Origin of the sequence: Phytoamicus setariae (assembly GCF_016722925.1) — a bacterium.
Taxonomy (GTDB): domain Bacteria; phylum Pseudomonadota; class Alphaproteobacteria; order Rhizobiales; family Rhizobiaceae; genus Rhizobium_E; species Rhizobium_E setariae.
Genome location: NZ_JAEQNC010000018.1, coordinates 52228 through 69349 on the forward strand (window position 1 = coordinate 52228; position 17122 = coordinate 69349).

Sequence of the window (17122 nt, forward strand, 5' to 3'; positions counted from 1 at the left end):
ACCATGCGAACTCGATCCGAGGTCGAGTTCATCCATATCCAATGTTCAGCTGAAAGCGACGAGACGATGCTCCAGCCCACCACCACACTTTTCACGCCCTACACCGCCCGCAGCCTGACGCTCAAGAACCGCCTCGTGGTCGCGCCGATGTGCCAGTACTCCGCCAGGGGCGGCGTCGCCAATGATTGGCATTTCGCTCATCTCTCCCGGTTTGCGATCGGCGGCTTCGGGCTAGTGATCGTCGAAGCGACGGCGGTATCGCCCGAAGGCCGCATCACCTACGGCGACCTCGGCCTCTGGACCGACGAACAGGTCCAGCCTCTCGCCCGTATCGTCGATTTCCTGCATTCCCAGGGTGCTGCCGCCGGCATCCAGCTTGCCCACGCCGGCCGCAAAGCGTCCACCCCCGTTCCTTTCCGGCCGACAGTCGAAGACGCAGAGAAGGACGAAGTGGGATACGAGGATTGGCAGCCGATCGCCCCAAGTGCGATCATCCATTCCGAAAGGCTAATCGGTTTCAAGGAACCGCGCGCGATGACGCTTGAAGACATCCAGGCCTTCAAGGCGAACTTCGTCGCCGCTGTGGGACGCGCAGAAGAGGCCGGATTCGATATCGTCGAAATCCACGCCGCCCACGGCTACCTCCTCAACCAGTTCCTGTCGCCGCTTGCCAACAAGCGCACCGACGAATACGGCGGCAGCCGCGACAATCGCATGCGCCTGCTGCTTGAACTGACCGAATCCGTCCGCGCAGCCTGGCCCGCCAACCGGCCGCTTTTCGTGCGCATCTCCGCGACCGACAACCATCCGGATGGCTGGACGATCGATGACAGCGTGGTGCTGGCCGAAAAGCTCAAGGCGCTGGGCGTCGATCTCGTGGATTGCTCGTCGGGCGGCTTCGATGGCGCTGCATTCAAGCCAAGTGCGCTTTATCAGGTGCCGCTGGCAGCCGAACTGCGCGAAAAAGCCGGCGTGCCGACCATGGCAGTCGGACTGATCGCCGATCCCGAGGAAGCGGAGGCAATCGTCGAACACGGCGAAGCCGATCTCGTTGCGCTTGCCCGTCCGGCGCTCGACGATCCGCAATGGCCGCTGCATGCAAAACATGCACTGTTCCCTCAGGATGATAGCTATGCGGCGTGGCCGTCGCAGGCTGGTTATGCGATCCGCAACATGGATCGTTCGCTGAAGCAACGCGCATTCTCGGAATAGTGCAGAAACAAAGGGCCCCGGAAATCACAGGATTTCCGGGGCCTTTCAATGAATTCCAGCCGGTGTCTGTCAGACGAGGCGGCTCTGCTCCAGCGCCGCTTCGACGAAGCTCGCAAACAGCGGATGCGGCTCGAACGGCCGGCTCTTCAGCTCCGGATGGTACTGGACGCCGATGAACCATGGATGATCCGGGTACTCCACCGTTTCCGGCAAGACGCCGTCCGGTGACATGCCCGAGAATACCAGACCGCAGCTTTCCAGCTTGTCCTTGTAATCGACATTGACTTCGTAGCGGTGGCGATGACGTTCGGAAATATCCGTGGTGTCGTAAATGTCAGCAATCTTGGTGCCAGCCTTGAGCACAGCGCGATAGGCGCCAAGCCGCATCGTGCCCCCAAGATCTCCACTCGCCGAACGCTTTTCCAGATCGTTGCCCTTCACCCATTCGGTCATCAGACCGACGACAGGCTCGGACGTCTTGCCAAATTCGGTCGAAGATGCCTTTTCCACACCAGCGAGATTGCGGGCGGCTTCGATGACTGCCATCTGCATGCCGAAGCAGATGCCGAAATACGGCACCTTGCGCTCGCGAGCGAACTGGGCGGCCTTGATCTTGCCTTCCGAACCCCGCTCGCCGAAGCCACCGGGCACCAGAATGCCATGAACCTTCTCAAGGTATGGAGACGGATCTTCCTTTTCGAAGACCTCGGACTCGATCCACTCCAGATTGACCTTCACCTGGTTGGCGATGCCACCATGGTAAAGCGCTTCGGTCAGTGACTTGTAGGCATCCTTGAGGCCGGTATACTTGCCGACGATCGCGATCGTGACGGCGCCCTCCGGATTGTGGATGCGGCGCGACACTTCTTCCCACGCGGTCATGCGCGGCTGCGGCGCCGGCTCGATGCCGAACGCGGCCAGCACTTCGTCGTCCAGGCCTTCCTTGTGGTAGGCGATCGGTACGTCGTAGATGCTCGCAACATCCAGCGCCTGAATGACGGCCGACTGGCGGACGTTGCAGAACAGCGAGAGTTTCTTGCGTTCGGCTTCCGGAATTTCGCGATCGGCGCGAACCAGCAGGATATCCGGATGAATACCCATCGCCTGCAGTTCCTTGACGGAATGCTGCGTCGGCTTGGTCTTGAGCTCGCCCGCTGCCGGGATGTAGGGCATCAGGGTGAGGTGCAGATAGACGGCCGTGTTGCGCGGCAGGTCGTTGCCAAGCTGACGGATCGCTTCGACGAATGGCATTGCCTCGATGTCGCCGACTGTACCACCGATTTCGCAGATGACGAAGTCATAGCCTTCGTTGCCGCCGGTAACGAAATCCTTGATCTCGTTGGTGACATGCGGAATGACCTGCACGGTCGCGCCGAGATAGTCGCCACGACGTTCCTTGTCGATGATATTCTTGTAGATCCGGCCGGTGGTGATGTTGTCGGACTTGCTGGCCGAGCGACCCGTGAACCGCTCATAGTGGCCGAGGTCCAGATCGGTTTCCGCACCGTCGTCGGTTACGAACACTTCCCCGTGCTGGGTCGGGCTCATCGTGCCGGGATCTACGTTGAGGTAAGGATCCAGTTTGCGCAGTCGAACCCGATAACCACGGGCCTGCAACAAAGCTCCCAGAGCTGCGGCAGCGATCCCCTTCCCGAGGGAGGAAACCACACCGCCAGTAATAAAAACATATCGCGCCATGGGCTTTACCCGTTACTTCTTCCTGGTCGATTCCGCCAGTGTTAATTTCAATCAATGCATACTTTACGCGGAAAGCCATGCGGCTGCCCACGAAAAAACCGGCAGGAAAGCCCGCCGGTTTGCACATTCTCTGTTAGTGGGTCACTGACCCTGTGCCGGTTTCTGCTCGCTGGCAGGCTGATCGGCGGGCTTGGCTTCCGTTGCCGAGGCATCAGCCGGCTTGACTTCCGTCTTGGAAGCATCGGCAGGCTTGGCCGCATTGGTGTTGTCGCCGCCCGTTGGGATGGCGTTCGGGTCAGCTGGCGTTTCCTCGGTCTTCTTGTCCGTTGCCGGTCCAAGCGTGTCGAGAAGGCTCTTGTCGCCGCTCGTCGTCGTCGGAAGCTTGTTCAGGATGTCCGTCGGACGGGCTTCATAACGTGCAAGCAGGCCAAGGCCGAGAGACGTTATGAAAAACAGCGTCGCCAGGATAGCAGTCGTCCGGGTCAGCGCGTTTGCCGCACCCCGGGCGCTCATGAAGCCGGACCCGCCGCCGATGCCCAAGCCACCGCCCTCGGAGCGTTGGATAAGCACGACGCCGACAAGTGCCAGCACGATCATCAGATGGATCACGATCAATACGGTCTGCATAAAGTCCAATCCCGTCCGGTCGACCCGGACAAATCTTACAATTGGCGCGCTCTTACACGAGGCGCGTGCGATTTAAAAGCCCCTTCGGCCGTATTTACCGGCATCCCCGCCCTGTTCTTAGGCGCTGATTTCTGCGTAGACCTGAGAAATGGCGAGGAAGTCGGCGGATTTCAAGCTGGCGCCGCCGATAAGTGCACCGTCGACATTGACGACGCTCATTAACTCTTTGGCGTTCGACGGCTTGACCGAACCGCCGTAAAGCAGACGCATCTTCGCACCCTTGCTACCGAAGCGGCTGACAAGTTCGCCCCGCATGAATGCATGTGCCTCGCGAACGTCCTCTACGGTCGGCGTCAAGCCGGTGCCGATTGCCCAGACCGGCTCATAGGCGATCACGGTGTTCTCGGCTGTTGCGCCATCCGGCACGGAACCGGCGAGCTGGCGGTTCAGCACATCGAGCGTGGTTCCGCCCTTGCGCTCCGCTTCGGTTTCTCCGATGCAGACGATTGCGGTGAGATCTGCCTCATGGGCGGCTATTGCCTTGGCTCGCACCAGCCCATCGCCTTCTCCATGCAGCGTGCGCCGCTCGGAATGGCCGACGATGGCAAAGGTACCGAAGCAGTCGGCAATCATTTCCGCAGAGATGTCGCCGGTAAACGCCCCCGATTTCGCAGTATGGCAATCCTGCGCACCAATTTTCAGCGGGCTATCGGTCACCAGCGCCGTCGCAACATAAAGAAGCGTGGCGGGAGGGCAAATCAGCAGGTCGATCTTCTCGGAAAGCGCCCCGATACCTGCCGCAATCGCCTTCAATTCGTTGAGCGATTCGCGCGTTCCGTTCATCTTCCAGTTCCCCGCAACCAATGGACGGATTTCCGGTGTCATCGCTTTCCCCCGCGTGTGTAAAACAAGATGACGACGCTCTATCAGACGGTGTAAAATCCCCGCAAGCGAAAGTTCCAATATGCGCAAGTTTAATCAGCAAATGGAAATCGCTGGAATGTGGAATAAGTTTACAGGGTGAGCCGTTACACATACGCGGAAATCAATCCGCCCGGTCGAGGCGTTATGCGCCGGCACCGAGGGACATAGACATCATGTCAGCTCTTTTCGATAGCGCACGCATGGCGATCCGCCTTCTGGCAGTCCTACTGGTGGCGTTGTGTGCCTTGCCGGCATTGGCATCAAGCCGGGTGGCATTGGTAATCGGCATGTCCAAATACCAGACCATTCCGACGCTGGCCAACACGCTCAGCGATGCCACCGACATCGCCACAACGTTACGGAAGCTCGGCTTTCAGGTCGAGACTTCGATCGACCAGCCTTTGGTCGGCCTCGTCAAGACTCTCAACGACTTCTCGTTCAAGGCCGAAACGGCTGAAATCGCCATGGTCTACTACGCCGGACATGGTGTCGAACTCAATGGCGACAACTTTCTCATCCCCGTCGATATCCGGATCACCAAGCCGGAACAGATTGCTTCGCAAGCCATCACCCTGAAGAACCTGCTGAATTCGGTGGCCAACGCGCGCAGGCTGCGCATCGTCATTCTCGACTCCTGCCGCAACAACCCGTTTACGGACTGGCCCTCGCAGGAGTTGGCCAAGGCAAGCTCGCCGGATTACCAGACAGGTGAAGTCACCAAAATACGCACAGGCGGGCTTGCCGCGCCTTCTGCCGACAAGGGGATGCTCGTTGTCTACGCTGCCAAGGATGGCGAAGTGGCGCTGGATGGCGAAAGCGGTCACAGCCCCTTTGCGCGCGCACTGCTTTCGGAGCTTCCGGCCCGGAACATCGAAATCGGCATGATGTTTCGACGGGTGCGTGACAAAGTAATGCAGGAAACACGGAACAAGCAGGAACCGCATTTCTACGGTTCTCTCTCGGGCATACCCTACTTCCTCGCCGGTGCCGACATGAACGTGGCTGCCCTGACCGACCCCAAAAAGGCCTGGGGTTCGCTGGCGCCGGACCAGGAACTGCAACTCGCCTCGCTGGTGGAAGACGGCAATGTCCGCGCGATGATTGGCCTCGGTTACATGTCACTCAGCCCTGACAAGTCCCGCTTCAAGCCACAAAAGGCATTCGAACTCTTTTCGCGCGCCTCCACCGAGGGCGATCCGGAAGCGATGTTCGAACTCGCCAAGCTCTACGAAAAAGGCATCGGGGTGAACCAGGATTTCACCAAGGCCGTGGAACTTTACCAAAAATCCGCAGATCTCGGCTTTGCGGACGCCATCAACGACCTCGGTTTTCTCTACTATCAGGGAGCCAGCGGCTTGGCCCGCGACCGACAAAAGGCGATCGAGCTCTTTCTCAAGGCGGCGGACCTGCGCCATCCGCAAGCGATGTACAATGTCGCAGCATTGATCGACGACGGCACGATCAAGGGCAAGACACCAGATGATGCCGCGCGCTACCTTTATGCAGCATTGCGCTCTGGCGTGAAGGACGTGCTGGCGCAACTGTCCGACCGCCCCAATCAGTTCAAACCGGCAACGCGCAAGGCGCTGCAGGCTGAACTGGCAAAAAACCGCTTCTATTCCGGCAAGATAGACGGCAGTATCGGTCAGGGTACCCAGAGAAGCATGCGCATCGCTTTCGGCGAAACGGCTGAATAGGAAGTGACGATGTCCCTCAGGTTTTTCGATGTCACCTTTCGCGCCGTTCTCGTAGGCTCGATGCTGATCTGTGCGCCGGTCGAGGTCGGCGCGCAAAGTGTGGATCGCCCGGACAAGCCAAATCGCGAGAAAACCCGCGTGGTCAGCCGCCCCCAGGACAAGGATCGGCTACCGCTCAGCCAGCTGACGACGTCCAAAATCTCCCGGGACGTGGATGCGATTCGTCGTGAATGCGTCCAGTATAACGATGTTTACCGCATCGACTGCCTGCGCCAAGGCATCGACATGATGCTGGCTACCCTTCCCGAAAACAGCGAATACGAGCAAGCCAAGAACATTCTTGGCAAAACGAGCGGCCAGCTCAATCATATTGTCAGCGTCTATCAGGACCGTAGCGCAACCAAGCTTGTCCCGGCACCGGGCGCCAATCCACGCTTCAAGAAGCAGCGGCAATACAGCGCCATCAAACGCAACACCGTCGCGCTGGCCACGAAGCAGGCAACAGCTGCAGTGGACGAAGCTGCGACATCGCTTCTTCGCTCAAGCGAAAACTCCGAACGCCGTTACGCCCACTACCAGGAGATTTCCATCGCGGTGGATTCGACCAAGACGCTGTTAAGGTCGTCCTGAGCCCTATCTGAGAATCCAGTTCAAACTGTCACGCCAGTCGGTCATGCGAACCGGCGTGCCATGCGATCCCGTCTCGAACAGGACGAACCGGGTCGGATAGCGTTCTGCGAACAAGGATTTGTAAAGTTTCACCTGGTCGGCGGCGGCATAGACACTGTCGCGCGATCCGTGGCTGAAGAACATCGGCAACCGGGCCTTGTGGGCAACGCTTGAGCCAAAGTTCGGGTCCGTCGCGCCCCCCATGATCATCATGCCCGCAAGCTTGCCGACCGCCTGCGCATCCTTGCTGATGCCCCAGCAGACGAAACTGCCCATCGACGCACAGGACAGGACCACTCTTGTATTTGGCGAAACTCGGGCAATGTGGCTGATGAGCGCCGATATATCAGCCACGCCTTCAGCGTCGAAACTCCTTACGCTCGCGGCGTAATAGACCCCCTGGTTATCGACGGCGAGGTTCTTGAGGCGGTTGAAATTGCCGCCGAAACTGAAATCGTTGGCGCCGAGCTTGCGATCGCCGCCACGCCCGTGAATGAAAATGACCGCAAACCGCGCGTTCTTCACCTCACCCACCCGCAGCACGTCGATCGACCGGCCATCCGCCTCAACGGTTTCGAACGCCTGCTGGCGCTTCACGCCGAGCGAAACATACCTGCTCTTCGCACGCCGTTCGGGGATTTCATCGCGACCGTTGATATCGCGTATCTCCTGATAATCGACCGTGACAAAGCCGCCGCCATCTTCCTGGCTAAGGATTGCCGGATAGGCGAAGAGCGAGTCCTTGTACGCCTTGAGTTCAAGCGCGCCAACGGGTAAAGACATCAGGATGAAGGCCGATGCAGCGGCAACCCAGCGCTTCGTCAATTGAACTGTGGACATCAGCGTCCCTTTCCCCGGGCCAGCCGGCCGGCGCTTGCTATCCGGATCTTTGAGCGTAAATCTTGCGATAATCGCGATCTGTCGAGCTTTCTGGCAGAATCCGCTGATTCGCGAAACCAACAGGTTTGAAAAGACAGACATGAGCCACGCTTTCGATCTCTTCTCCGGCATGCCTGCAAGCCCGAAATCCGAGAAGACCGAACCTGCTCCTCCAAAGCCGGTACCGGACCAGGCTGCGCCGACGAATGCGGCAGCGCCCCTCCCGCCGATGCCAGCCACCGGCGAGGACTATGGCGCGTCTGCCATCCGGGTGCTCGAAGGCTTGGAACCCGTACGCATGCGACCGGGCATGTATATCGGCGGTACGGATGAAAAGGCACTTCACCACCTGTTCGCCGAAGTCATCGACAACTCGATGGACGAAGCCGTTGCCGGACATGCAAATTTCATCGACGTCAATCTGGATGCAGAAGGCTTTCTGACGGTCACCGACAACGGCCGCGGCATTCCGGTGGAAAACCATCCGCAGGTTCCCGGCAAGTCGACGCTGGAAGTCATCATGACCAAGCTGCATGCCGGCGGCAAGTTCGACGGCAAGGCTTATGAGACTTCGGGCGGTCTGCACGGCGTCGGCATTTCGGTCGTCAACGCATTGTCGGATCTCGTCGAGGTCGAAGTCGCCCGCAACAAGCGGCTTTATCGCCAGCGCTTTTCGCGCGGGATACCGCAAGGCGCGCTGGAGGAACTCGGCGAAATCCACAACCGGCGCGGCACGCGTGTTCGCTTCCATCCGGATGCGCAGATTTTCGGCGCGCATGCGAAATTCGATCCCGGCCGACTGTTCCGCATGGCTCGCTCCAAGGCCTACCTGTTCGGTGGCGTCGAAATCCGATGGAGTTGCGATGCCTCGCTCGTCGAAAACAGTGACGTTCCCGATAAGGCCGTTTTCCACTTCCCCGGCGGTCTCAAGGACTATCTGGCCGCGCAGATCGGCAAGGAATTCACCGTCACCCGCGAAATCTTCGCCGGCAAGACGGAGCGCTCCGGCGGACATGGCTCGGTCGAGTGGGCTGTCACGTGGTATGGCGGCGACGCCATGCTTCATTCCTACTGCAACACGATCCCGACGACCGAGGGCGGTACGCACGAAGCAGGTTTCCGCATCGCGCTGACCAAGGGTCTCAAGACCTATGCCGAACTGACCAACAACAAGCGCGCGGCCAACATCACCACCGACGACGTCATGATTTCGGCTGCGGGAATGATGTCCGTATTCATCCGCGAACCGGAATTCGTCGGCCAGACAAAGGACAGGCTCGCCACCGTCGAAGCCCAGAGGATCGTCGAAAACGTCATCCGCGACCCCTTCGACCACTATCTGGCTGATAATCCGTCCGAAGCCGACAAACTGCTGGAATGGGTCATCGAACGATCCGAAGAGCGGATGCGCCGGCGCAAGGAGAAGGAAGTCAACCGCAAATCGGCGGTTCGCAAGCTTCGCCTGCCCGGCAAGCTGGCCGATTGCTCGCAGAACTCGGCCGAAGGTGCGGAACTGTTCATCGTCGAAGGTGACTCGGCTGGCGGCTCCGCCAAGCAGGCGCGAAACCGCGCCAACCAGGCCATCCTGCCGCTCAGGGGCAAGATCCTCAATGTTGCAAGTTCCGGTCGCGAAAAACTCAGTGCGAACCAGCAGATCGCCGATCTGATCCAGGCACTTGGCTGCGGTTCGCGCAGCAAGTATCGCGAGGAAGATCTACGCTATGAGCGCGTCGTCATCATGACGGACGCCGACGTCGATGGTGCACACATCGCATCCTTGCTGATCACCTTCTTTTATCAGGAAATGACCGACCTCGTCCGCAAGGGCCATCTGTTTCTCGCCGTGCCTCCGCTCTATCGCATGACCCAGGGCAGCAAGACGCTCTATGCACGAGACGACGCACACAGGGCAGAACTGATGGAGACCGAGTTCAAGGGGCGTGGCAAGGTGGAGATCGGGCGCTTCAAGGGTCTTGGCGAGATGTCGCCGGGCCAATTGAAGGAAACGACGATGGATCCGGCCACGCGCACTCTCCTGCGCGTCGACATTGATGAAGTGGATTTCGAAGGCACGCGCGGGGCTGTGGACAGCCTGATGGGCACCAAACCGGAACTGCGCTTCCGCTTCATTCAGGAGCGTGCGGTGTTCGCCGAGAACCTGGACATCTGATTATAAAGGGAAGGCATCGTCTTCCTGTTCGATTCACGGGGAACCGGGTCAAAAACGTTTTCTTAACGTCAATCGGCCTATTGTTACCATTGAATGATTTTCGGACAGACAACCATGCATGCACACCAGACCGCAAATGCCATAGCTGCCAACACATCTGTGGACGCACGCGCATTCCAGCGCGTCGTGGTCAACCTGCAAGGCCGCCTGATGCTTGCCGATCTCTCTGAGTTCGATTGCAAGGCACTCGATATGTCTCCGGGGGATGTCCGTTTTCAGTGCACCGCTTTTCCGAAAGTCGGTGAACGCGTCATCGCCTACATCGACCATATCGGCCGGCTGGAAGGCAACGTTGCAAAGCTGGTGGACCATGGTTTCGTCGTGGCCCTGCAGGCCACGGAACGCAAGCGGGATAAACTTGCAGCCCAACTCGCCTGGCTCGCCAACAAGAGCGATCTTGGCCTGCCGGAGGACCGGAGACACGAGCGCATCGCCCCAAGGTCGACCCACTCAGAACTGGGCCTTGACGACGGCCGCAGCTACGCCTGCCGGATCATCGACCTTTCCGTTTCCGGTGCCGCCGTTGAAATCGACGTGCGCCCTGCCCTCGGAACGCCTGTCCGGCTTGGCAACATGCGCGGACGCGTGGTGCGCCACTTCCAGGAAGGCGTCGCCATTGAATTCTCAAACGTGCTGAGCCGCGAGGGTCTCGAAACCTTCTGATAGCGACCGCCTAGCCGGGCAAAACACTCCAGACGCAGCTAACTTCGAAACCGGCAGCACGCCGGTTTTTTTGTGCCCGAGCATTGGCGCATGATGGAGCCCATCCTATCGGACACACCATTCGACGGCGCCAAAAGCCACATTTCGGCAGCCGCCGAAAAAATATTTTCATTATTCTGCTGTCGCGTTTTGGCTGATGGAGCGCGACCGGACAGATACGTCATCATGCGCCTCCCGCCCGCAACTTGTATCGTTTCGATCCAACTACATTCCCAAAATGGTACACTCCGACAGCGTCGTCAGAGCGAGCGTACAGCGCACAAATTTTGTCTTTCATATTCAATCGCTTATGGCGTTTTTCATAAATTTTTATTCAAATTCAATTCTCATTCTCCTAAAAACAATACAAAATTCGATTCAAATACACTTCAAATACCATTCAACTTTTATTCTTGTTTTTGTAAAAACAAACTCAAGAACATCTAAAGTCTATACTTAATCTTACTGTCGTTCTTCGCGAGAGGTAAAAACACCTGTGCCAATATCTTCCCATCAACGGGGAGATAAGGGAATGAAAGCCAAGACTGTCGCAAAAGCAATTATCGCGGGCCTGATGTTCTGGTCTGCCGCCAATGCAGCATTCGCATTCTCGGCCAACATGACGACAGTGGGGCGCACCAATCCACCAATCGGCCATTATGAATACTGCCAGCGCTTTGCCAGCCAGTGCCGCGCCAGCGCTGCGGATAGCGGTCCGATGGAGTTGACGCAGGGAAGGTGGAAAACCCTCCTCCAGGTGAACTACAAGGTCAACAGCACCATCGAGCCGCTGACGGACCAGCAGATTTATGGGGTGGAAGAACGCTGGACGCTTCCGGATACCGCAGGCGATTGCGAAGACTACGTCCTTCTCAAGCGTAAGCTGCTGATTGAAAGAGGCTTTTCTGAATCAAACCTGCTGATAACCGTTGTTTTGCAGCCTAATGGCGAAGGCCATGCGGTTCTGACCGTCCGCACTGATCGCGGCGACTTCGTGCTGGACAACATGCGCAACAAGGTTCTGCTCTGGTCTGACACCGAATACACCTACCTGAAGCGCCAATCGACACGCAATTCGGCTCAGTGGGTAAAGATCAACGACGACCATTCGCCTGCAGTTGGTAGCTTGGACTGATCGCAAGGAGCGACAACAGATCCGCTTCGTCAAATCATGCGCATCAGTTGACAAAGGGCCCGGTCACCCCCCACTTCCCGTCCCAGACCCGGCTCTTTTGCCGACCCCGCCATCCCTGGGGTCGGCATTTTTGTTTTGGACAACCTCAATTAGCCCGGCTTCACGCTGACCAAAGCAGTCTGGCCAGCGAAAGAAAAACAAATCCGTAGATGCCGGCCCAGCCAATGACGATCACCGCACCCTGAGCGACGTCGTTACGGGTCATCGTATCCGCCCGCCACCCACCGACCACCCGATCGAACAACAAGGCCGGGCCAGCAAAAAGACCGAGTATCCACGGCAATGGCCGACTTTCCAGCTGAAACCCCTCTGCTTGCAACGGCATGCCATCGCCGAGTATGGTTCGCGCGGCATCGAGAAGCGCCATTGGGATTGCGAGGCCGGCAACAAGGCAGACAAAAAAATCACTGAAAGTCATTTTGGATCAATCCCGAAACGTATTAAGTGTCACTGCGATCCGCAGCAATAATCATGCCAACAGGAGCGCCAGCCTGACACAGGCAAGCAAGAGTCTAATTCGTGCGATTTCAACGCAGGCGAGCGGCGGGCATTACAGGTCAATAATATGGTTGAGAAACATGATACGCATTCATCGCTGCTCACCAACCACTTTCTGTTAAAAGTCACAGCTATCATCGGGCTGCTCGCCGCGCTGACAGCGGCCATCACTGTTGCCGGCAAATATTACGGCGACCGGTTGGCCATGGACGGGCAAACGGAAATTCAAGCGCCGGTCAGGATCGCGATAGGACAGGACATATTAAGCCTACCGGCAAACATGATCCGCTTTGAGAACCAGAGGCGTAACGGTCGAGCAGATTCCGTTAGCCTCTATGCCGCATGGCCGGAACTCGAAGGTTACACCCGGGCCAAAGCAGCGTTGTTTTCGGCGCCGGGAGGCTCTCGCAATCTCATTTTCATGGAATTTACCCAAAGCGTCATGTCGCGCGACATGTCCGGCCGCCTTGAACCGATCTATCGGCGGCTCTTTACCGGAACTCCCGAAAAAGGCCCCGCCGGACTGAGTATAAATCGGTTAAGCGAGAAGTCCGGCTTCGGACCCGAGGTGATCCTAACCGCCAAGCAGCCAGATGGCCGCGACTATGTCGTGCGCTGCATCCTTCCTGCTACTGCGGAGGCGGCGACCTCTGCCGACTGCCAGCGCGATATCCATGTGGGCCGAGACCTGACATTTCTCTATCGCTTTTCCTCACAACTCCTCCCGGAGTGGCAGGAGCTTGACGCCGCACTCGGCCGCTTTGCTGTCGACCACGTCAAAACCAACCAGATCCAGAAGTAACGCAGACAGCCGGAAACGCTGACGGTGGCGGCGACCGTTAGATTTTTATGCGAATACGTGCAGATGCGGAAAGAAATGATTCATCATAAACCGATTGGTAACGGTAGCGGGCTAAATTCTCTCTTCAAGTTCTCCGGATCCGGCTCCGGTCTGCGCAACAGAAACGAAGAGTAGCATAGTGTCCAAGTTCAAGTTCTCATTGCCCTACCTCCGGGGTAAGTGCGTTCCCCTCGCCAAGGCTTTCTGCACCGTCGTCGCCGCATTTTCGCTCAGCGCCCTTGTCACGGTGCAAGCATATGCCGGCCCGAGACCTGCAAGCATCGTCATCGACGTCAGAACCGGTGAAGTGATGCAGTCTGAGGATCCGGACGGGTTGCGCTATCCGGCATCGCTTACCAAAATGATGACACTCTACATGGTGTTCGATGCGCTGGAGTCCGGCCGGATCTCGCTCAGCAGTCGTGTGCCGGTATCCAAATTCGCGGCATCGCAGTCGCCTTCGAAGCTTGGCGTGCGCGCCGGAACGACATTTACGGTCGAGCAGGGTATCCTCGCTCTCGTTACCCGTTCCGCCAATGACTGCGCGACCGCTTTTGCCGAATTCCTTGGTGGCTCCGAGCCCCGCTTCGGCAAAATGATGACAGCCAAGGCTCGCACGCTTGGAATGAACCGCACGGTTTATCACAATGCAAACGGCCTGCCCGACGCCCGTCAGGTCACCACTGCGCGCGACCAGGCTCGCCTCGGCATCGCGCTGCGTAAGCACTATCCTCAGTATTACAGCTACTTCTCCGCTCGCAGCTTCAAGTACGGCAAGCAGGTTATCGGCAATCACAACCGTCTTCTCGGCGCCGTACGTGGCGTGGACGGCATCAAAACCGGTTTTACCCGTGCTGCCGGCTTCAACCTCGTCACCTCGGCGCAGGTGGACGGACGTTCGGTCGTTGGTGTGGTCATGGGTGGAACTTCAGGCCGCTCGCGTGATGCGAAGATGCGCAAGTTGATCGAAACCTACCTGCCGCAGGCAGCCCGCCGCGGCGGCAAAGCCGACGCGATGGTCTCCATGAAGCCTAAGCGCGAAATGGTGGAAACCGCATATGCCGAGCCAGAGCGTCAGTCCGAAGCCCTGAACGTGGTTGCAGCGACGAACGATCTCGACCTGCCGCACAAGGGCCCGATGCCGGAAGCGCGCTATGAAGCAAGCGAACAGTTGACCAGCGCTGAAACAACCAATTCCGTACCGTTGATCCGCACCAAGACCGTCAAGGTGACCAAGGTAGCGGCCCTCCAGGCGATGCCGACCGAGAACATCCCGGCGGCCGAGCCCGAGGAATCCACGCGCTCGATCAGCAAGGTCGACACCGTGACGACCGCTTCGACCACCTCCAAGGGCTGGGTAATCCAGGTCGGAACGGCTTCGGGCAACGAACAGGCACAAGTTATCCTGCAGAAAGTGCAGGACAAAGGCGGCAAGGTATTGCGTTCCGCCACCCCATTCACCGTTGCCTTCGCAAAGGGTAACGAGCAGCTCTACCGCGCACGCTTCGGCGGGTTCGCCGATCAGGACGCAGCTGTCAGCGCCTGCAAGGTCCTGAAGAAGAAGGGCGTCAGCTGCTGGGCCAGCCTTCAGTAAAGACAAACAAGCCGCCTGTTTGAGACCGGCGGCTTCTCTTTCCCGGTTCGCGTATTTGAAACGGGCTGTTGAAATGCGGGACTGCCACCTCACAATTGCGCGTGGCCTTCCCCCTACGAAACCTCGATTTGTATTGCGTACGAGGCACTGTTATGGCCCAGAATGGAAACTTCCAGGACTTTCCGCCGTCCCCGCCAAAGAAATCTGGGGCGAAGGGACTCGGGTTGCTGCCGCTGCACGAAGCGGCAATGAAGCTTGCGGGCATGGGCCTCAACCGCTCGCAACACAAGACGCGCGATCTGGTCGCGTTGCTGCTGGGCCACGGCGCGCGTGCCTGGCGCGCGGGGCAGCCCCCGGCTGCACTGCATCTGCATGTGAAATCACCGGCAGGCCGCCACCCTGTCAGGCTGAGATTGCGCTGACAGCGCTTAAAGCAGGCCCAGTTCGGCAAGCTCCCGCTTAAGATCGGCAGGCATATCCTCGCCGCCCTGCCCCGGCGCGAAGAGATCGGCTGGTGCATCTTTGGCCTCGAGATAGCGCCACCCCTGGAATGGGCGCTTCGGCTGCGGCATGGTCTCGATCACCTCCGGCCCCAGCATCAATCTGCAGCGGGAAATTCCGTCCGTGTCGACGAACTCCACAATATCGAGCAGTTTCTGGCGCGCAGACACCTGCCCCTTGATGACCCAATAGAGCGATCCGCCGTCGAGAAGATCGGCCATACGCTTGGGGACCATGCGCGTCGTGTGCGACGAATAGGGCTCCTGCCCCGCGGCTATTGCGTGCAGCGACCGCTCGGCAACCCAGTCCTTCAGGTCATCGATTGAGTCGGCGCCGACGCAGAGTTTGATCAGATTGAGTGCCATGACAGGTATTTCCGCCAAATGACGCGTGCCGTCAATCGCGTTCTGGGTGTATCAACACTCCACAACGTTGACGGCAAGCCCTCCGAGCGAGGTTTCCTTGTACTTCTCACTCATGTCATTACCGGTCTGGCGCATGGTCTCGATGCAGGCATCCAGCGGCACGAAATGCTGGCCGTTACCCTTGAGCGCCAGAGACGCTGCCGTCACAGCCTTGACCGCGCCCAGCGCGTTGCGTTCGATACACGGAACCTGGACCAGTCCCGCTATCGGATCGCAGGTCATGCCCAGATGATGCTCAAGCGCGATTTCAGCTGCATTCTCAATCTGCTCTGGCGTGCCGCCCATGACTGCGGCAAGACCAGCAGCAGCCATCGCCGCAGCCGAGCCGACCTCCCCCTGACAGCCAACTTCGGCGCCCGAGATTGAGGCATTGTGCTTGACAATTCCGCCGATCGCGGCTGCGGTCAGCAGGTAGTCGCGAATGCCGTTCTGGTCCCAGTCCTCATGAAAATGCTGGTAATAGCGGATTGTCGCCGGGATCACTCCGGCTGCGCCATTCGTCGGGGCCGTAACGATCCTGCCACCACCGGCATTCTCCTCGTTGACCGCCATCGCATAGACCGACAGCCAGTCATTGGCCAGCAGCGGATTGGACTTGTTCGAGCGCCATTCCTCCTGCAGCTTGTCATGAATCTGGCGGGCCCGGCGCCGCACCTTGAGACCGCCCGGCATGATGCCATCGACGGCAAGTCCACGGTCGATGCAGCTTTTCATCGCATCCCAGATCTTGTCGAGCCGGGCGTCGAGCTCATCGGCGCTCATCGTCACCTCTTCGTTGGCGCGTTTCATCTGGGCAATCGTCAACCCGGATCGCGCCGCCATTTCCAGCATCTGCTTTGCCGTGGCAAAGGGATATGGAACCTTGACCGACTCCGCCTTCTTGGCGGTTCGCATGCGCTCCAGTTCAAGATCGGTGACAACGAAGCCGCCGCCAATCGAATAATAGATCTGCTTGAGCAGCAGCCTTCCGGAACTGTCGAGCGCCTGAAACAGCATGCCGTTGGCGTGACCGGCCAACGGATTCTTCTTGTCGAGCAGCAGGTCGTCCTTGGGCCGGAAAGCGTATTCCGGATGGCCCTCCGGATGGATCTTGCCAGTCTGCTCCACTTCCGCAACCAACTCATCCATCCTGTCGGGATCAACTGTATCGGCGGTAGCACCAGTCAAGCCGAGAACGACGGCGCGATCGGACCCGTGGCCGATCCCCGTGTGCGCCAGCGAACCATGCAGACTGACTTTGATCGTCGCAATCCGCGCCCCGACCGGACGCGGCCAATCCGGCGACAAGATAAGCGCCAGAAACGCATTCGCCGCCGTCATCGGACCCATTGTATGAGAACTCGACGGGCCGATGCCGATCTTGAACACGTCGAACACGGATAGAAACATCGAATGACCGCCTTTTGTTGCCTGAGTCACAGTATCAGCTT

Annotated in this window: 16 protein-coding genes; 9 read left to right on the forward strand and 7 right to left on the reverse strand. The window is 58.6% G+C overall.

Annotated elements, in window-relative coordinates:
- Window positions 1-3: 3 nt before the first annotated feature.
- The gene (locus tag JJB09_RS23915) at window positions 4-1212 is read left to right on the forward strand and encodes an NADH:flavin oxidoreductase/NADH oxidase (RefSeq protein ID WP_246748933.1); all 1209 of its coding nucleotides are present in this window, start codon (window positions 4-6) and stop codon (window positions 1210-1212) included.
- A gap of 69 nt (window positions 1213-1281) precedes the next feature.
- Here the strand turns inward: JJB09_RS23915 and pyrG are convergent, their stop codons facing one another.
- The 3 genes from pyrG to tpiA form a co-directional block, all read right to left on the reverse strand.
- Window positions 1282-2910, reverse strand: a complete 1629-nt coding sequence (gene pyrG / locus JJB09_RS23920; protein ID WP_201663614.1) for a CTP synthase — start codon at window positions 2908-2910, stop codon at window positions 1282-1284.
- Between the two features lie 141 nt (window positions 2911-3051).
- The gene (secG, locus tag JJB09_RS23925) at window positions 3052-3537 is read right to left on the reverse strand and encodes a preprotein translocase subunit SecG (protein WP_201663615.1); all 486 of its coding nucleotides are present in this window, start codon (window positions 3535-3537) and stop codon (window positions 3052-3054) included.
- 117 nt (window positions 3538-3654) lie between these two features.
- Window positions 3655-4422, reverse strand: a complete 768-nt coding sequence (tpiA, locus tag JJB09_RS23930) for a triose-phosphate isomerase (RefSeq protein ID WP_201663616.1) — start codon at window positions 4420-4422, stop codon at window positions 3655-3657.
- Between the two features lie 212 nt (window positions 4423-4634).
- On the opposite strand from tpiA, the gene JJB09_RS23935 reads away from it, so the two are divergent.
- Together JJB09_RS23935 and JJB09_RS23940 are read left to right on the forward strand one after the other, a co-directional pair.
- A complete protein-coding gene (locus JJB09_RS23935; RefSeq protein WP_201663617.1) occupies window positions 4635-6158 on the forward strand; it encodes a caspase family protein in 1524 nt (507 codons plus the stop codon).
- Window positions 6159-6167: 9 nt separating this feature from the next.
- The gene (locus JJB09_RS23940) at window positions 6168-6788 is read left to right on the forward strand and encodes a preprotein translocase subunit SecD family protein (protein ID WP_201663618.1); all 621 of its coding nucleotides are present in this window, start codon (window positions 6168-6170) and stop codon (window positions 6786-6788) included.
- 3 nt (window positions 6789-6791) lie between these two features.
- On the opposite strand, the gene JJB09_RS23945 is transcribed toward JJB09_RS23940, so the two are convergent.
- Window positions 6792-7667 (reverse strand): alpha/beta hydrolase, encoded by an 876-nt coding sequence (locus JJB09_RS23945; protein WP_201663619.1) that lies wholly within the window; start codon window positions 7665-7667, stop codon window positions 6792-6794.
- 139 nt (window positions 7668-7806) lie between these two features.
- Here JJB09_RS23945 and parE point away from each other — a divergent pair, with 139 nt between their 5' ends.
- From parE to JJB09_RS23960, 3 genes are all read left to right on the forward strand, one after another.
- Window positions 7807-9876, forward strand: coding sequence for a DNA topoisomerase IV subunit B (gene parE / locus JJB09_RS23950; RefSeq protein ID WP_201663620.1), 2070 nt, complete (start codon window positions 7807-7809; stop codon window positions 9874-9876).
- Window positions 9877-9990: 114 nt separating this feature from the next.
- Window positions 9991-10599, forward strand: a complete 609-nt coding sequence (locus tag JJB09_RS23955; RefSeq protein WP_201663621.1) for a PilZ domain-containing protein — start codon at window positions 9991-9993, stop codon at window positions 10597-10599.
- Window positions 10600-11170: 571 nt separating this feature from the next.
- On the forward strand, window positions 11171-11773 hold the full coding sequence (locus JJB09_RS23960) for a transglutaminase-like cysteine peptidase (protein WP_201663622.1): 603 nt from the start codon (window positions 11171-11173) through the stop codon (window positions 11771-11773).
- Window positions 11774-11933: 160 nt separating this feature from the next.
- Here the strand turns inward: JJB09_RS23960 and JJB09_RS23965 are convergent, their stop codons facing one another.
- A complete protein-coding gene (locus JJB09_RS23965) occupies window positions 11934-12251 on the reverse strand; it encodes a DUF6949 family protein (protein ID WP_201663623.1) in 318 nt (105 codons plus the stop codon).
- A gap of 147 nt (window positions 12252-12398) precedes the next feature.
- Here JJB09_RS23965 and JJB09_RS23970 point away from each other — a divergent pair, with 147 nt between their 5' ends.
- The 3 genes from JJB09_RS23970 (at window position 12399) to JJB09_RS23980 (ending at window position 15188) form a co-directional block, all read left to right on the forward strand.
- A complete protein-coding gene (locus JJB09_RS23970) occupies window positions 12399-13133 on the forward strand; it encodes a hypothetical protein (protein WP_201663624.1) in 735 nt (244 codons plus the stop codon).
- 286 nt (window positions 13134-13419) lie between these two features.
- Window positions 13420-14766 carry an SPOR domain-containing protein gene (locus tag JJB09_RS23975; protein WP_343229080.1) on the forward strand — a complete coding sequence of 449 codons (1347 nt, stop codon included), beginning with the start codon at window positions 13420-13422 and terminating at the stop codon, window positions 14764-14766.
- A 152-nt stretch (window positions 14767-14918) separates the two neighbouring features.
- On the forward strand, window positions 14919-15188 hold the full coding sequence (locus JJB09_RS23980; RefSeq protein WP_246748935.1) for a hypothetical protein: 270 nt from the start codon (window positions 14919-14921) through the stop codon (window positions 15186-15188).
- A 6-nt stretch (window positions 15189-15194) separates the two neighbouring features.
- Here JJB09_RS23980 and JJB09_RS23985 read toward each other — a convergent pair whose 3' ends face one another.
- The gene (locus JJB09_RS23985) at window positions 15195-15632 is read right to left on the reverse strand and encodes a DUF1489 family protein (RefSeq protein WP_201663625.1); all 438 of its coding nucleotides are present in this window, start codon (window positions 15630-15632) and stop codon (window positions 15195-15197) included.
- Between the two features lie 51 nt (window positions 15633-15683).
- Entirely contained in the window at window positions 15684-17081 is a 1398-nt protein-coding gene (locus tag JJB09_RS23990; protein WP_201663626.1) for an L-serine ammonia-lyase, read from the reverse strand.
- Between the last annotated feature and the right edge of the window lie 41 nt (window positions 17082-17122).

Coding starts and splice junctions, on each gene's coding strand:
- JJB09_RS23915 (WP_246748933.1), top strand. CDS start 4: ATGCGAACTCGATCCGAGGTCGAGTTCATCCATATCCAATGTTCAGCT.
- pyrG (WP_201663614.1), bottom strand. CDS start 2,910: ATGGCGCGATATGTTTTTATTACTGGCGGTGTGGTTTCCTCCCTCGGG.
- secG (WP_201663615.1), bottom strand. CDS start 3,537: ATGCAGACCGTATTGATCGTGATCCATCTGATGATCGTGCTGGCACTT.
- tpiA (WP_201663616.1), bottom strand. CDS start 4,422: ATGACACCGGAAATCCGTCCATTGGTTGCGGGGAACTGGAAGATGAAC.
- JJB09_RS23935 (WP_201663617.1), top strand. CDS start 4,635: ATGTCAGCTCTTTTCGATAGCGCACGCATGGCGATCCGCCTTCTGGCA.
- JJB09_RS23940 (WP_201663618.1), top strand. CDS start 6,168: ATGTCCCTCAGGTTTTTCGATGTCACCTTTCGCGCCGTTCTCGTAGGC.
- JJB09_RS23945 (WP_201663619.1), bottom strand. CDS start 7,667: ATGTCCACAGTTCAATTGACGAAGCGCTGGGTTGCCGCTGCATCGGCC.
- parE (WP_201663620.1), top strand. CDS start 7,807: ATGAGCCACGCTTTCGATCTCTTCTCCGGCATGCCTGCAAGCCCGAAA.
- JJB09_RS23955 (WP_201663621.1), top strand. CDS start 9,991: ATGCATGCACACCAGACCGCAAATGCCATAGCTGCCAACACATCTGTG.
- JJB09_RS23960 (WP_201663622.1), top strand. CDS start 11,171: ATGAAAGCCAAGACTGTCGCAAAAGCAATTATCGCGGGCCTGATGTTC.
- JJB09_RS23965 (WP_201663623.1), bottom strand. CDS start 12,251: ATGACTTTCAGTGATTTTTTTGTCTGCCTTGTTGCCGGCCTCGCAATC.
- JJB09_RS23970 (WP_201663624.1), top strand. CDS start 12,399: ATGGTTGAGAAACATGATACGCATTCATCGCTGCTCACCAACCACTTT.
- JJB09_RS23980 (WP_246748935.1), top strand. CDS start 14,919: ATGGCCCAGAATGGAAACTTCCAGGACTTTCCGCCGTCCCCGCCAAAG.
- JJB09_RS23985 (WP_201663625.1), bottom strand. CDS start 15,632: ATGGCACTCAATCTGATCAAACTCTGCGTCGGCGCCGACTCAATCGAT.
- JJB09_RS23990 (WP_201663626.1), bottom strand. CDS start 17,081: ATGTTTCTATCCGTGTTCGACGTGTTCAAGATCGGCATCGGCCCGTCG.